Genomic DNA, 15,602 nt, shown 5'->3' with positions numbered 1-15,602 from the left:
GAATGGCGGCCTTGTCTGATTTATCCACAGGGCTTTTCAAGATGCCTGCTCGTCCCCTTCAACTGGCCAGCCCCGAACTGCTGGCTGCCTGGCGCGCCGAGGCCGCTGCGATCACGCGCACACTGCATGCCGCCCCCGACTGCCTGCGCGAACAACACAGCGCCACCGTGCTGGATCTGCATTTCGGCCTGGGCCATGCCTTCTTCGCCACCTGGCATGCCTTTGCCCGCCAGCGTGCAGCGGGGCAGGGCGCAGCGCATCTGCATTACGTCGCCATCCTGCCGCATCCGCCGTGCGCAGACGCCCTTCACGACGATCTGACTTATGCACAGGCCTTGCGCGCAGCATGGCCACTGCCGCTGCCGGGCGCGCATCGCCTGCTGCTCGATGAGGGGCGGGTGACGCTGACCCTGATCTGGGGGGCGGTCGAAGAAGAGCTGGCGCGGCTGGAAGCGCCAGTGGACCTGTTCTACCTGCATGCCGATCCGACCCGCTTCGACCCTGCCGCACCACCCTGGCATGCCCACGCCTGCAAGCGGCTGGCACGCCTGGCCTGGACGGGCGCGCGGGCGCTGGTGTTCGGGGCGGCCGGGCAGCCCGCGCTGGCGGCGGCGATGCGCCAGGTGGGTTGGCAGGCAGAGGAGCGGGAAGGCGCGCTCGCCCTGCGCTACGCGCCCACCTGGGCCAGGCCCGCCACCCATGTGGCTGCCACCGGTACGCCTTTGCGGCGTGGTCCGTACCACTCGCGCCATGCCTTGGTGATCGGCGCCGGACTGGCCGGCACCGCCGCCGCCGAGCGCCTGAGCGCACGCGGCTGGCGCGTCGAGCTCATCGATGCCGGTCCGGACGTGGCCACGCGGGCTTCGGGCAATCACGGCGGCCTGTTCATGCCGGCGCTGGCGCGCGACGATAGTCCGCTGGCCCGCCTCACGCGTGCCGCCTTCCTGTTCGCGGCGCAGCGCTGGCAGGATTTGGGCGGCGTGGGCTTGAGCGATGACGCGGCGATCAAGGGCGAATGCTGCGGCATCCTGCAATTCGGCCGCGATGCCAAACAGGCCTTGTCCTTCGAGCAGGGCGCGCAGCAGTGGCAGTATCCGCCGCGCTATGCGCGCTGGATGCCGGCCGACGAGACGGCCGCGGTGCTGGGCATGCCGACCATGGGCGGCGGCTATTTCTTCCCGGAAGCGGGCTGGCTCAATCCGCCCTCGGTGTGCCGCCGCCTGCTGGCCGTGGCCCGTGCGCAAGGGGAGGTGAAGACGCACTTCAACCGTGCCGTCGCCCGCCTGCAACGCGGGCAGGAACAATGGCAGGCACTGGACGCTGAGGGCGAGCTGATCGCCCAGGCGCCGCTGGTGATCCTGGCCGGCGGTGCGCAGGCGCGCGCGCTGGCGCAGGCGGCCGGGCTGCCCTTGAACGCGGTGCGCGGACAGGTCACGCATCTGCCGGCAGCGGGCTTCCCCGACCTGCCGCATGCGCTGTGTGGCGATGGCTACCTGACCCGGCCCTATGCCGGCCAGGTCTGCATGGGCGCCACGTATGACCGTTTCGACGATGCCAGCCTGCGTGCCGACAGTCATGCCGAGAACCTCGGCCGCCTGCAGCACATGCTGCCGCAGATCGCCGCGCACACCACCTTGCCGCAGGCCGATGAAAATCTGGCCGGCCGGGTCGGCCAGCGCTGCATCGCGCCGGACCGCCTCCCGCTGGTCGGTGCCTTGCCCGGCGAGCCAGGGCTCTTCGGCCTGCTGGGCTATGCCTCGCGTGGCCTGATCTGGGCGCCGCTGATGGCCGAACTGCTGGCCGCGATGATCGAGCGCGAGCCCTTGCCGCTGCCGCGCGATCTGGTGACGGCTCTGGACCCGGCCCGCTTTGGCGCGGACTCAGCGACCGCGCTCAGCGCACCCAGTGACCCGGAATGAAGACCCAGCCGCCCGGACCGGGCTGCCAGTGGGCCGGCTCATAGCGTACGTATTCGCGGCGCATGCGTTCCCAGTGGCCGCCGACCCAGACGTGGCGATAGCCGTTCCAGGCCCAGTAACCGGGCGCCCAGGCATAGCCGTGGCGCGGCGGCGGTACGACTTCATAGCGCGGGGCGGGCGGTGGCGTGCCGATGCGCACGTCCACGCCGACCACCTGGGCCTGTGCGGCGGGGGCCGTGGCGACGGTGGCGCCGAGGGCGCACAGGGTGGCGAGAAGGGCGAAGGTGAGGCGGCTTGTCGTCTTTTTCATGATGGCTCCTGCAAAGTGGTGTGACGTGGATGCAGCGCGGGCGGATGAGCCGTGCTGTGAAACCACTCTAGGAGCCGGGCTTCTTTAAGACTGTAATGTTGTGTTTCCAGGTGTGTCGCCCAGCCTGCCCGCGCGGGCAGAACGCCGGGAACGCACAATGCCCGGTAACAAATCCGGACAGACCGATACATGGCGAAGACGCCACACCCCGCGCGCCGCCGGCTGGGAGCGCCTGCCCGGCTGGAGTAGAATGTCGCCTTTCGCGCAGCCTTGCGCCGTGATCCCACCGGCCACCGTGGCCTGCGCCACCGCCTGCATCCCCAGTCTTGTTGAAAGTCCCCGCACATGTTGCGCATCTCTGAACTGACCCTTCCGCTGAGCCATACGGAAGACGAACTGAACGCCGCCATCCTCGACCGCCTGGGCATCACGGCCGATGCGCTGGTGTCCTTCACGCTGTTTCGCCGCAGCTACGATGCCCGCAAGAAGACGGCCATCACCCTGACCTACACCATCGACGCCGAGGTGAAGGACGAGGCGGCCGTGCTGGCGCGTCATGCGAAGAAGACCAACATCGGTCCCACGCCCGATACCTCCTACCACTACGTTACGCGCGCACCGGCCACGCTCAGGAAGCGTCCGGTGGTGATCGGCTTCGGTCCCTGCGGTCTGTTTGCGGCGCTGATCCTGGCCGAGATGGGCTTCAATCCGCTCATCCTGGAACGCGGCAAGACCGTGCGCGAGCGCACCAAGGACACCTGGGGCCTGTGGCGCCAGCGCGAATTGAAACCGGAATCGAACGTGCAATTCGGCGAAGGCGGAGCCGGCACCTTCTCCGACGGCAAGCTCTACAGCCAGGTCAAGGACCCCAAGCACTATGGCCGCAAGGTGCTGGCCGAATTCGTGGCCGCCGATGCGCCGCCCGAAATCATGTACGTCAGCAAGCCCCACATCGGTACCTTCCGCCTGGTCAAGATGATCCAGTTGATGCGCGAGAAGATCGAGAAGCTGGGCGGTGAATTCCGCTTCGAGCAGCGCGTCGAGGACGTGCTCATCGAAGACGGCCACATCCGTGGCCTGACGCTCAACACCGGCGAACAAATCGAAGCCGACCACGTGGTGCTGGCCATCGGCCACAGCGCCCGCGATACCTTCGAGATGCTCTACGAGCGCGGCGTCTACATCGAGGCCAAGCCCTTCTCCATCGGTTTCCGCGCCGAGCATCCGCAGTCGCTGATCGACAAGTGCCGCTTCGGTCCCGGTGCCGGCCATCCCATCCTGGGCGCGGCCGATTACAAGCTGGTGCACCATGCCTCCAATGGCCGTTCGGTCTACAGCTTCTGCATGTGCCCCGGCGGCACGGTGGTGGCGGCCACTTCCGAGCCGGGCCGTGTGGTCACCAATGGCATGAGCCAGTATTCGCGCAACGAGCGCAATGCCAACAGCGGCATCGTGGTGGGCATCTCGCCGGCCGATTATCCGGGCCATCCGCTGGCCGGCATCGCCTTCCAGCGCGAGTGGGAAAGCCGCGCTTACGAACTGGGCGGCGGCAACTACAATGCGCCCGGACAGCTGGTGGGCGACTTCATCGCCAATCGTCCCTCGACCCGGCTGGGCAGCGTGGAGCCGTCCTACAAGCCCGGCGTGACGCTGGGTGACCTGAATCCTTCCCTGCCCAAGTACGCCATCGATGCCATCCGCGAAGCACTGCCCGCGTTCGAGAAGCAGATCCGTGGCTATTCCATGCACGACGCCGTGCTGACCGGCATCGAGACGCGCACGTCCTCGCCGATCCGCATCAAGCGCGATGACCACACCCTGCAGAGCCTCAATACCAAGGGTTTGTATCCCGCTGGCGAGGGGGCCGGTTATGCCGGCGGCATCATGTCGGCCGCCATCGATGGCATCCGCGTGGCCGAGGCGCTGGCGCTGGATATCGTGGCGCAGTCCTGATGCGTTGATCCCGGCTTCGGATCACCCCAAAGCAAAACGCCGCTCCGGTTGCCCGAGGCGGCGTTTTGTTTTTACAGCCGAAAGCGAAGATTACTTCTTGGAGCGGGTCGAAGCGACGGTCTTTTCAGCCACGGCGGTGAACTGCTTGGTCGCGTTGGCCAGGTTCGCTTCCAGGGTTTCCACGGCTTGCTTGGAATTCTTGGACAGTTGCTCGTAGGCAGCGTTGGCGTTGGTCAGGGTGGCCTTCAGGATGGAGACGGCTTGCTCCGAGCCCGGGGGCGCATTCTTGCTGATCTCGTCGATCAGGGCCGACAGCTTGCGGCTGGTTTCGGAAATCTGGGCTTCGGCAGCCTTGGTGAATTCAGCCTGGGTGGCCGACACGATACCGGCCAGGTGACGGCTGTAGGCGGTGGCCTTTTCAGCGCCCGGCTGGGCCTGGGCAGCCGCCAGCGACAGCAGTTCCTGCGGATCCTTGGCGGCGGCCAGCTGCTTGGCGGCAGCGGTGGCTTCTTCCAGGGTGGCCTTGGTGGCCGACAGGTTCAGCTCAACGATCTTTTCCACGCCTTCGAAGGCCTTGGCGGTCAGATTGTTGATGAGGTCCAGATGGGCTTGCAGGTTGGCCTTGGTAGCGGCGGAAAACTGATCTTGGTACGAAAACATGTTCATCTCCTAAGTGATATGACAAATGAGCTTGCCGACGAGCGTGACGATCAAAACAATCGGCGTTCGAGCGCGGCTTTCGACCAGAATCAGCTAAACATCTTGATTTTGTGCGCCGCAACAATTCCTATTCTATGCACTTCTTTGGTGAAATCAAGTGATATTTTGTGCGTCGCACAAAATATTTACATTCCCGTGGAAATTATGCGACGCCTTACCCCGCGTGGCTTTGCGGGCGATCAAGCCGAACGTTCGGTTGTTTTCGCGGCGCTGATGTGAGTCTGGCCGCTGGGCAGGTCATGCACCACGATGCCCGCCTCGCTCTGGCCGAAGGAATCTTCCTGGCTCAAGGCGATGCCGCGCAGGGCATCCTGGTAGCCCTGTTCCCAGCGCCACTGCACCGAGCCGCGGGCGAAATTGACATCCTTGGAGGCCATGTTCCAGTCACGCCCGGCATAGGCCAAGCGCACGATGTGGATGGTGGTGTCGGCGTTGAGCTCGGCCATCATCTGGCGGTCTTCCTGGGTGAGCAGCTCCGGTGGCAGGCGCTTGTAGAGGTCGTGGGCGGCACGGCGCAGGCGGTATTGCTGCAGATAGGCATCGATATGGCGCTGCGAGCGCGAGGCGAAGGTGACATCCTTTTCGCGCGTGACCACCTCTTCCAGCGTGCGCGGTTCCGGGCCATCGGCATGCCACAGGTCCACCATCAGGCAGACCAGGTTGGTGCGCGGCGCATCGTTGAGCACGGCTTCCAGCGGCGTGTTGGAATACAGGCCGCCATCCCAGTACAGCTCGCCATCGATGCGCACCGGCGCGAAACCCGGCGGCAGCGCGCCGCTGGCCATGACGTGTTCCGGCCCCAGCGCGCGGTCGCGGGTATCGAAATTGACCAGCGCGCCACAGGACACTTTCACGGCGGCCACCGTCATGCGGATGCCGGACTGGCCATTGAGATAATCGAAATCGACCAGCCGCGAGAGGGTCTGGCCCAGCTCGGCGGTGCTGTAGAAGCTGGCTTCTTCGGGCGGCACCGGCAGGCCCAGCGTGAAGGCGTTGAGCGGGCGCGGGCGGAAGAAGCCGGCGGTGCCGCGCAGGAAGGTATCCAGCGTGGTCAGGCGGGTGGCCCAGGGACGCAGGGTGTCGGGAACCTGGCGCAGGTCGAACAGGTCGGGATGGGCCACCGTCTCCCAGAATTCGCGCAGGCGCTCGATGCGGCTCTCGCGCGGGTTGCCGGCGATCAAGGCGGCATTGATGGCGCCGATGGAGGTGCCGACCACCCAGTCCGGGGTGAAGTCGTGCTCATGCAAGGCCTGATAGACCCCTGCCTGGTAGGCCCCCAGCGCGCCGCCGCCCTGCAATACCAGCGCCACGCGCGGCTTGTCGGCCATGGCGGCGGTAGCGCCCTTGCGGCGGGTGGAGGGCGGCGTCTGATCCTGGTCCTTGCGCATCGTTCATCCTTTCAGGTGATACCGGACTGATCCGGCAACAGCGGGAACGTTCAGAAAGGAGTCTAGGATAACGCCCTTACAGCAAGGTGACGGTGACTGTACTCAGGCGTACGGAAAAGCGCCAGCTCAGCTGGCCAGCCACGCCTCGATCAGCTGGCGTGCCTGGGCATCGATCTGCTCCAGATCCACTTCATGGCGACGATGGAAGATCATCATCGCGTACAGGCCCGCCAGGGCATTGACTTCCGGGGACAGTGCGCACTCCTCTCCGCTGGCCGGGCGCTGCTGGCGCCAGTAGTTGATTGCATCTTCGAGTTCGGTGAGGGTGAGCATGGCGGTGTTTCTTGATAAAGACCTAAGTAAAACGTCGGCGCATTCTAACCCATTTCAAGTCCCGATACTGGCTGAAAACACAGTATGGCCGGGCTTGCCGGCGCTTCATGCAGTTTCTGCATAAGGTTCTGTGCCTTGTGCAGCATGCAAAAAACAAACAAGCACATGCGCAATGCTTCGTTCGGATTCGCTCCGCGCTTTGCTCTAATGAGACCCCTCGCGCGCGCCCTTCGGCGCTGTCCGCACTATCCCATCAGGAGTGGTCCATGTCCGCGCACATCCTCGAATCGGCCCGCCGCCCCGGCTTGCGCCCGGCCCGGCGCATCAGCAGCCAGGCGCAGGCACTGCAGGTGGCCACCGAACTGGCTGCCGAGTTCGCACAAGGCGCCGCCCTGCGCGACCGTGAGCGCATCCTTCCGTTCGAGCAGATCGAACGCTTTTCCCAGAGCGGCTTGTGGGCCATCACCGTGCCGCGCTCCCATGGTGGTATCGGCGCCTCGTGGCAGACGGTGGCCGAGGTATTTCGGATCATCTCCGCCGCCGATCCTTCCATCGGCCAGATTCCGCAAAATCATTTCGGCAATCTCAACCTGATCGCCAATCTCGCCAGTGAGGAGCAACAGCGCTTCTTCTTCAGGGAGGTGCTGGACGGCGCCCGTCTGGGCAATGCCGGACCCGAGCGCAACGGCAAGAACGTGCTCGACGTGCGCACCCGCGCCACGCGTGATACCGCCGCCGGCGACGGCAGCTACCTGCTCAATGGCACGCGCTTCTATTCCACCGGGGCGCTGTATGCGCACTGGATTCCCAGCCGCGCCATCGATGAGGCGGGCCAGCCGCTGGTGGTCTTCAGCCGCCATGATGCGCCGGGTGTGCGCGTGATCGATGACTGGTCCGGCTTCGGCCAGCGCACCACGGCCAGCGGCACGGTGGTGTTCGACAACGTGCGCGTGCCGGCTTCGCAGGTGCTGCCCTTGAAGGACGCGCTGCAACAGCCCAACAACATCGGTCCTGTCTCGCAGCTGATCCAGGCTGCCATCGATGCCGGCATCGCGCAGGCGGCCGTGCAGGACACCATCGCCTTCGTCACCACCCGTTCGCGTCCCTATGCGGATAGCGGACTGGAACGCGCCAGCGACGATCCCTACATCCTGCGCGACGTCGGCAACCTGAGCCTGCGCCTGCACGCTGCCGAAGCCCTGCTGGAAGACGCCGCCGCGCTGCTCGACAGCCTGCCCGCGCAGATCAGCTTCGAGCAGATGGCACAAGCCTCGGTGGCCGTGGCCGAAGCCAAGGTGCTGTCCACCGAAGTCGCCCTGCTGGCCTCGGAAAAACTGTTCGAACTCTCCGGCTCGGCCGCCACCCTGGCCAGCCACAACCTCGACCGCCACTGGCGCAATGCGCGCGTGCACACGCTGCATGATCCGGTGCGCTGGAAATATTTTGCGGTCGGCAATTACGCCCTCAACGGCACGCCACCGCCGCGCCATTCCTGGAGCTGATGCCAGGCGCTTGCCTTCCTTCCTCCCCGACGCGAACCATCATGACCCAGACCGCCGCTGCCCAAGCCCCTTTCACCACGCTCGATTCCCTCCCGCCGCCGTCGGGCACGCCGCCGCGCCTGGTGGCGCGCATCCGCGACGACGCCGAGGCGATTGCCGCCGCCCGCAAGCTGGCCGAGGATTTCAGCCGCGAGGCGGCGCTGCGCGACCGCGAGCGCAAGCTGCCCTGGGATGAGCTGGAACGTTACGTGCGTTCGGGCCTGTGGGGCATCACCGTGCCCAGGGAATACGGCGGCGCGGGTGTCAGCTACGGGACGCTCGCCGAAGTCATCGCCACCATCTCGGCAGCCGATGGTTCCATCGGACAGATTCCACAAAACCATTTCTATGCGGTGGAACTGATCCGCGTCAACGGCAGCGAGTCGCAGAAGCGTTTCTTCTTCGAGCGGGTGCTGCAGGGAGACCGCTTCGGCAATGCCCTGGCCGAACTCGGCACCAAGACCTCGCATGACCGCAAGACCCGCCTGAGCCGCAATGAACACGGTACCGGCTATCGCATCAACGGTCGCAAGTTCTACGCCACCGGTGCGCTCTACGCCGATTGGGTGCCGACCTCGGTGATCGATGACGACGGTGTGCAGCAACTGGCCATCGTGCCGCGCCAGGCACCGGGTCTGACCATCATCGACGACTGGTCCGGCTTCGGCCAGCGCACCACCGGCAGCGGCAGTGCCGTGTTCGAGAACGTCCATGTGCCGGCCGATGCCGTGATCGGGTTTGCCACCGCTTTCTCGCGCCCCACGCAGATCGGTCCGATGGCGCAGATCCAGCACGCCGCCATCGATCTCGGCATCGCGCGCGCGGCCTATGCGGATCTGCTGCAATTCGTGCGCACCCGCTCGCGGCCCTGGGTCGACAGCGGTGTGGAACGGGCGGGCGACGATCCGCTCACCATCCGCGAAGTGGGCGATCTGACCATCCAGCTGCACGCCGCCGAAGCGCTGCTGCGCCGCGCCGGCCGCAAGGTCGATGCCGTAGCCGCCGCACCCAGCGAGGACAGCGTTGCGCAAGCCTCCATCGCCGTGGCCGAGGCGCGCGTGCTGACCACGGAAATTTCGTTGGCGGCCGGCAGCAAGTTGTTCGAGCTGGCCGGTTCGCAATCCACCCTGTCCGAACACAATCTCGACCGCCACTGGCGCAATGCCCGCACCCACACGCTGCATGATCCGGTGCGCTGGAAATATCACGCCATCGGCAATTACGTCCTGAACGGCAAGAAGCCACCGCGCCACGGCGCGATCTGAGGAGTCCGCATGGCCAAGAAGGAAATCCGTCTCAACGCATTCAACATGAATTGCGTCAGCCACATCAACCACGGCCTGTGGACGCACCCGCGCGACCGCTCGCAGGACTACACCGACATCAGCTACTGGACCGATCTGGCCCGCCTGCTGGAACGCGGCAAGTTCGACGGATTGTTCCTCGCCGATATCGTCGGCGTCTATGACGTCTACCAGGGCAATACCGACCTGACCCTGCGCGAGACCATACAACTGCCCGTGAATGATCCGCTGATGCTGGTGTCGGCCATGGCCGCAGTGACCGAGCACCTGGGCTTTGGCGTCACCGCCAATCTCACCTACGAGGCGCCGTTCCTGTTTGCCCGCCGCATGTCGACACTGGATCATCTGAGCCGCGGCCGCGTGGGTTGGAACATCGTCACCGGTTATCTCGACAGTGCGGCGCGCGCGATGGGTCTGCATGAGCAGCTGGAACACGACCAGCGTTATGACCGCGCCGATGAATTCATGGAAGTGGTCTACAAGCTCTGGGAAGGCAGCTGGGAAGACGGTGCCGTGGTGCGCGACCGCGCGCGCCGCGTCTATGCCGACCCGGCCAGGGTGCACAAGATCGCCCATCACGGCGACTACTACCACGTCGAGGGCATCCACCTGAGCGAGCCGTCGCGCCAGCGCACGCCAGTGCTGTACCAGGCCGGTTCCTCCGGACGCGGACAGGCCTTCGGCGCGCGCCATGCGGAATGCGTGTTCATCTCCAGCCAGAGCAAGGACGCCACCCGCAAGCTGGTGCAGAGCATCCGCGACGGTGCGGTGCGCGAGGGACGCGATCCTGATGCCATCAAAATCTTCATCGGCCTGACAGTGGTGACCGGCCGCACCGAAGAGGAGGCCCAGGACCGCTTCCGCGAATACGCCAGCTACGCCAGTCCCGAAGCGGGACTCGCGCATTTCTCGGCGGGCACCGGCATCGATTTTTCTAAGTATGCGCTGGATGAACCGATCCGCGCGGGCAAGACCAATGCCATCGAATCGCTGGCCAAGGTGGTCACGCAACCGGAGCTGAACTGGACCAAGCGCAAGCTGCTGCAGCAGCTCGAACTGGGTGGCCGTTACGCCAGCATCGTGGGCGCGCCCGACCGCATCGCCGATGAACTGGAAAGCTGGGTGGCCGACACTGGCATCGATGGCTACAACCTGACCCGCACGGTCACGCCGGAGAGCTTCGAGGACTTCGTGAACCTGGTCATTCCGGTGCTGCAGGAACGCGGTTCCTACAAGCGCGAATATGTCCCCGGCACGCTGCGTGAAAAACTTTTCCGGCGTGCTGCGACCTTGCCGAAAGAGCACGTGGGTGCGGGGTTCCGGGTGGGTGCAGCGGTCGAGCACGCCTGAAGAAATGTCCCTGCCGGCTGCGCGCAGACACATGCGCGCAGCACATAAGCAAAGCGGAAATGATTCCTTCCGCACCGGTTGAGTGGTCGCTACATTGGCCTTTTTTCAACCGGGGAAGACAATGAAATCCATCGCAACGACATGGCTTGGCGGCCTCATGCTGGCGCTGTTGTCCAGCATCGGCCTGCAGGCGCAAGCGGCACCCGATCAGGTGATCCGGGTGGGTGTGACCAGTGGGCCGCATGGCCATATTTTCGAGCAGGTGCGCCGCGTCTTTGAACGTGACAATCCGGGCTACAAGATCAAGATCATCGAGTTCAACGACTACATCCAGCCCAACGCTGCGCTCGATGCCGGCGAGCTTGATGCCAATAGCTACCAACATCGTCCCTTCCTCAATGCACAGATCAAGGCGCGCGGCTACAAGCTCTATGCCGAGGGCAAGACCATGATCGGGCCGATGGCGATCTACTCGCGCAAGTACGGCAAGCTGGAAGATGTGCCGGTGGGCGCCAAGGTCGGCATCCCCAATGATCCCGCCAACGAAAGCCGTGTACTGCTGCTGTTGCAGAAGCACGGCATCATCAAGCTGCGTACCGGCATCGATCCGCTCACCGGTACCAATGCCACGCCCATCGACATCATCGAGAATCCCAGGAAATGGAAGTTCGTCGAAATCGATGCGGCGCAATTGCCGCGCACGCTCGACGATCTCGATGCCTCCGCCGTCAATGCCGACTATGCCGCCAAGGCCGGCCTCAATCCGGCGCGCGACAGCCTGGTGGTGGAAAGCGGCGACAGCCCCTATGCCTGCCTGATCGCCGTGCGCGACAAGGATCGCGCGCAGCCCGGCTATAAAAGGAGAAACAGAAATGAAAAAATGGGCTGCCTTATTGGTGTTGTCGGCCAGTTTCACTAGAACCCATTTCATAAATAGGCGTGAGATGCGTTCTGTCCAGAAAGGGCGCTGGCAAGGCGCGCGACGCGTCGTGTGGCGGTGCCACACGCAAGGAGTGCAACGCGGCCAGCGCCCTTTCTGGACAGAACCCGGAGGGAGCGGCCCGTTTGGGCGAATTGCTGCGTTACGAATTTGGATCAAGACGCCCAGTCTTGACCCAAATTCGCGCCTTGCACTTCATCCCAAACGGGACTCGCTCGCACTCACGCCTATTTATGAAATGGGTTCTACTAACGTATTTGCGGAAACGACTCAAAACCGCGACAAGCTGCAATATCTTCAGCTCTCGGAAAACGAGCTACAAAGCGTCTTTGCAACGGACAGCAAAGAAAAAATGGACGTTGTGGCTTTGAGCCAAAATGAAATGCAAGAGACGAAAGGGGCATGGATCTGGATGGCCTATTATTTTGCTCCCGGAGCGACTGCGTTTGCATATAACCTCTACAACACATCTGCGTATATGCCGATTTATCATCTTTCGCATTTTGTCGGTAGTAACTGGCGCAGGTAAATAATACTGTTACGCGATTTGTCTTTAGACAAATCGCGTATTGGAGTCATCGTGAAATTTTTTATAAAGTTTCTCCGCGATTTAAAGAAGGGGGAGATGGGTACCTATTATTTGGCCATGGACCTTTTGGTCATTGTGGTGGTCGCTTTTCTATTGCTTGCGGTATTGGTAGAAAGAATTTTGTTTTAATGCTTAAGATAAGAAGAGTATTTTTTTGGGTTAGCTTGAGCGTGGCGAATATTGCTAATGCAGACTTTGCAGTGATGCCCTTAGCTACCGATTTTTCGGCGTTGCCTGTTCGGAGTTGGAAGAGCATGCGCGATGAACGAATTGTTAAGCAAGCACTTGATTTCTCCTGCGGTTCAGCTTCTCTTGCCACTTTGCTCAATGGGCAATATGGTGAGTCGCTCAGCGAAAAAGATCTTTTGCAGGCACTCGAGCAAGATGAAAGAGAGGCGAGTTTTGATGATATGGCGCGTGTTCTTCCGACATTCGGATATAAGGCGCAGGGCTTTGCCTCCGATTGGAAGCAGCTGTCACAGTTGAGAATCCCGGTAGTTGTCTATCTGAAATATAGGGGCCAGGATCATTTTTCGGTCATTAGAGGAATCGATTCAACCTCGGTATGGCTTGCCGATTCAAGTTTCGGCAATCGAATATTTAGTAGGAAAGAATTCTTGGATATGTGGTACACCCGAGGGATGCCTCGCGGTGATGAGATTGAGGGCGGGTATCAAGGAAAATTTCTGGTAATCCTTCCACTGCAGAACCGGGAAATTGATAAAACTTACTTCTCTCGTTTTCTACCGAATAGAACATCTGTTTCGGAGCGCCTTCTCTTGATAAGAAATCACCCATAGTCGAAAGATATTTCAGAGACCACGACAAAACATCTGGAGTTCGTATGGCGATTGATACTTATTGACTGTCATTGAGACCAGGGTGGCCTTCAGGAAAAACTGATCTGAGCGGTTAAAATGCTCGATCCCATCCAGCAGCGGCCTAAAAATACGCTGCATTTTCCTGTGAGTCTCGACTAACATGAGCTACACCCCCAGCCGCCCCATGGGCTACGGCTGTCTGATCCTGAGCATGTCCCTGGTCGGCGCCTACGTCGCGCTGACCAAGCCGCTGGCGGCGCTGCTGCCGGTATTCCTGCTGGCCTGGCTGCGCTTTGCCATCGGTGCGGTAGCCATGCTGCGCTGGCTGAAAAAGCCCGCTGATGAAAAACCGCTCTCCACGCAATCGCGCTGGCTGGTGTTCCTCGAATCCTTCCTCGGCAATTTCCTCTTCACGCTGTGCATGATCACGGGCGTGTCGATGACCAATGCGGTCTCGGCCGGGGTGATCATGTCGTCCATCCCGGCCGTGGTGGCGGTGATGAGCTGGGTCTTCCTCAAGGAAAGGATCAGCCTGCGCGTCTGGGGTGCGGTGGCCTGCGGGGCCATCGGCATCGGCCTGCTGTCGCTGGCCAAGGATAGTCATGGTGCGTCGGCAGCCAGCGGTGGCCAGTACGCCTGGCTGGGCAATGTGCTGGTGTTCTGCGCGGTGCTGTGCGAAGCCGCCTATGCGGTCATCGGCAAGAAGCTCACCGCCGTGCTCACGCCCAAGCGCATCAGTGCCGTCATCAACCTGTGGGGACTGTTGCTGATGACGCCCATGGGCTTGTACACCGCGCTGCAATTCGATTTCACTACCGTCCCGGTCAACATCTGGCTGCTGCTGATGTTTTATGCACTGGCCGCCAGCGTATGGACCGTGTGGCTGTGGATGACCGGACTGAAAGTGGTACCGGCCGCGCGTGCCGGCGTCTTTACCGTGATGCTGCCGGTCTCGGCCGCCGTGGTCGGCGTGCTGGCGCTGGGAGAGAGCCTCTCGGCCCTGCAGGCTGGCGCCTTCGCGGTGGCGCTGGCCGGGATGTTCCTGGCCACGCTGCCGGGCCGCAGCACCACCGAACAATCACCGCTGCACTGAGCGAGGACATCATGAATCAAGCCAAACGCCCCTCCGGCAAACCGCAACCGGGCGCATCAAAGAAGGCCGGCCCCAAGCCGGCACCCAAGCCCATGTCCGCCGGCCCGGCTCGCGAGAAGCCCAAAACCCATGTCTCCACCGAAGCCGCGCGCCGTCGCCAGCACCAGGCGCACGCCGCCTCGCAGAGCCTGGACGAAGACGAACTGCGGGTGCAGCAGATGGTGGCGCTGGCCAGCGCCGTGGCCGCCGATGCGCCGGATCGCACAGGCCGCCGCATCGGCCAGGATGAACTGGAACGCATGGTGCGCAATACTCTGCGCGAGCGCGACGACGATACCCTCTATGAAGCGCTCGAACAGCTGCGCTACGACGACCCGCGCGGCCATGCTTTCCTGCGCGAGGTGGTGGAGGAGGGCGCCGACATCATCGTGCTGCGGCGAGGCGAGAAGGAGCTGGAAATCAATGCCTTCCTGATCCCGCTATTGGCGCGCACGCGCGGCGGTCTGCGTGAGGACCGCGCGCTGGCCGACGGCGATGCCTTTGATGCCCTGCGCGAGAGCATCCAGAAAGCGGGGCTCGAAAGCGCCAGGGCGCGTGTGGTGCTGGTCCATCATCTCTACCATCCCGAAGAGATCAACGCCTTGAGCTTCAGCGAAGTGGAAGCCATGAACCGCGACGCCTTCGCTTCCCTGACCGACAAGAAGATCCTGAGCGTGCCGGCCATCGAACGCAGCATGCGCGGCTGGCCGGCCAGCCACTTCGCACCTGACGACGAGGCGCTGGAACTGCGCTTCCTGCTGGGCTTTTCCTTGAAGGACGTGGACGATCCCTTCTATGCGATTCCGCAGGAGGAAGCCGCCGCCGACGCCTACTTCGAGGCACGTGCGCAGCGCTTCCGCCAGTGGAGCGAAGAGATCACGCCGCTGATGCAGCAATGCCTGACGGGTCGATCCGGGGAGGCGGCGCAGTGCCAGCTGCACTTCCTGTACCAGGATCTGTTCCATGGTGCCAAGCACACCGGCAACGGCGAGTACCGTACCTTGCAGATGCTCTCCGAACTGGAAGCCGGGCTGGAGCAGGCCGGTGCGCAGGCGGCCCAGGCTACCGCCTTCCTGGCCTTGCCGGACGAGGAGGAAGACCGCACCCTGCAGGTGGTGCTGCGCGGCGCCCAGGGTGAACTGGCGCGCTCGTTCCATCTGGTCGATGGCGATCTGCAGGCGGTGCTGCTGGATGCGGCCGATGCCGTGGCCTCGCTGGGTGTGGCCGGTGTGCGGCTGGCGGATGGCTTCGATGCCGATGGATTGCCGCTGCGTGCGCGCGACTTTCCGATGGCCTGATCCT

At 63.2% G+C, this 15,602-nt stretch carries 14 protein-coding genes; 10 read left to right on the top strand and 4 right to left on the bottom strand.

The annotated features are described in order from the left end of the window. Window positions 1-41 precede the first annotated feature (41 nt). Window positions 42-1,919 carry an FAD-dependent 5-carboxymethylaminomethyl-2-thiouridine(34) oxidoreductase MnmC gene (mnmC, locus tag AACH55_RS24730; RefSeq protein WP_338717330.1) on the top strand — a complete coding sequence of 626 codons (1,878 nt, stop codon included), beginning with the start codon at window positions 42-44 and terminating at the stop codon, window positions 1,917-1,919. On the opposite strand, the gene AACH55_RS24725 is transcribed toward mnmC, so the two are convergent. Continuing rightward, window positions 1,894-2,229 carry a YXWGXW repeat-containing protein gene (locus AACH55_RS24725; protein WP_338717329.1) on the bottom strand — a complete coding sequence of 112 codons (336 nt, stop codon included), beginning with the start codon at window positions 2,227-2,229 and terminating at the stop codon, window positions 1,894-1,896. The two genes, mnmC and AACH55_RS24725, sit on opposite strands and share 26 nt — an antisense overlap. 345 nt (window positions 2,230-2,574) lie before the next feature. Between AACH55_RS24725 and AACH55_RS24720 the strand changes: the two genes are divergently transcribed. Next, window positions 2,575-4,182, top strand: a complete 1,608-nt coding sequence (locus AACH55_RS24720; RefSeq protein ID WP_338717328.1) for an NAD(P)/FAD-dependent oxidoreductase — start codon at window positions 2,575-2,577, stop codon at window positions 4,180-4,182. A 90-nt stretch (window positions 4,183-4,272) separates the two neighbouring features. On the opposite strand, the gene phaP is transcribed toward AACH55_RS24720, so the two are convergent. From phaP to AACH55_RS24705, 3 genes are all read right to left on the bottom strand, one after another. After that, complete coding sequence (gene phaP / locus AACH55_RS24715) at window positions 4,273-4,842, bottom strand: TIGR01841 family phasin (RefSeq protein WP_338717327.1); 570 nt, start codon at window positions 4,840-4,842, stop codon at window positions 4,273-4,275. Window positions 4,843-5,081: 239 nt separating this feature from the next. Further along, the gene (locus AACH55_RS24710) at window positions 5,082-6,290 is read right to left on the bottom strand and encodes a patatin-like phospholipase family protein (protein ID WP_338717326.1); all 1,209 of its coding nucleotides are present in this window, start codon (window positions 6,288-6,290) and stop codon (window positions 5,082-5,084) included. Window positions 6,291-6,416: 126 nt separating this feature from the next. Next, window positions 6,417-6,623, bottom strand: a complete 207-nt coding sequence (locus tag AACH55_RS24705) for a DUF3717 domain-containing protein (RefSeq protein ID WP_008333821.1) — start codon at window positions 6,621-6,623, stop codon at window positions 6,417-6,419. Window positions 6,624-6,889: 266 nt separating this feature from the next. Between AACH55_RS24705 and AACH55_RS24700 the strand changes: the two genes are divergently transcribed. From AACH55_RS24700 to AACH55_RS24665, 8 genes are all read left to right on the top strand, one after another. Continuing rightward, entirely contained in the window at window positions 6,890-8,125 is a 1,236-nt protein-coding gene (locus AACH55_RS24700; RefSeq protein ID WP_338717324.1) for an SfnB family sulfur acquisition oxidoreductase, read from the top strand. 41 nt (window positions 8,126-8,166) lie between these two features. After that, entirely contained in the window at window positions 8,167-9,429 is a 1,263-nt protein-coding gene (locus tag AACH55_RS24695) for an SfnB family sulfur acquisition oxidoreductase (protein WP_338717323.1), read from the top strand. A gap of 9 nt (window positions 9,430-9,438) precedes the next feature. After that, the gene (locus AACH55_RS24690) at window positions 9,439-10,818 is read left to right on the top strand and encodes an LLM class flavin-dependent oxidoreductase (protein ID WP_338717322.1); all 1,380 of its coding nucleotides are present in this window, start codon (window positions 9,439-9,441) and stop codon (window positions 10,816-10,818) included. A 121-nt stretch (window positions 10,819-10,939) separates the two neighbouring features. Then, window positions 10,940-11,737 (top strand): MetQ/NlpA family ABC transporter substrate-binding protein, encoded by a 798-nt coding sequence (locus AACH55_RS24685; RefSeq protein WP_338717321.1) that lies wholly within the window; start codon window positions 10,940-10,942, stop codon window positions 11,735-11,737. Next, the gene (locus AACH55_RS24680) at window positions 11,691-12,287 is read left to right on the top strand and encodes a hypothetical protein (RefSeq protein ID WP_338717320.1); all 597 of its coding nucleotides are present in this window, start codon (window positions 11,691-11,693) and stop codon (window positions 12,285-12,287) included. The genes AACH55_RS24685 and AACH55_RS24680 overlap by 47 nt, the downstream gene beginning before the upstream one ends. A 230-nt stretch (window positions 12,288-12,517) precedes the next feature. Further along, entirely contained in the window at window positions 12,518-13,147 is a 630-nt protein-coding gene (locus tag AACH55_RS24675; protein ID WP_338720416.1) for a C39 family peptidase, read from the top strand. Between the two features lie 181 nt (window positions 13,148-13,328). Further along, window positions 13,329-14,261, top strand: coding sequence for a DMT family transporter (locus AACH55_RS24670; RefSeq protein ID WP_338717318.1), 933 nt, complete (start codon window positions 13,329-13,331; stop codon window positions 14,259-14,261). A gap of 11 nt (window positions 14,262-14,272) precedes the next feature. Further along, a complete protein-coding gene (locus tag AACH55_RS24665) occupies window positions 14,273-15,598 on the top strand; it encodes a DUF2863 family protein (protein WP_338717317.1) in 1,326 nt (441 codons plus the stop codon). The last annotated feature ends 4 nt before the right edge of the window (window positions 15,599-15,602 follow it).

This window comes from Herbaspirillum sp. DW155, from assembly GCF_037076565.1.
Lineage (GTDB): Bacteria > Pseudomonadota > Gammaproteobacteria > Burkholderiales > Burkholderiaceae_D > Herbaspirillum.
The sequence above is the reverse complement of the archived record's forward strand: the minus strand, read 5'-3'. Positions and strand labels throughout refer to the sequence as shown.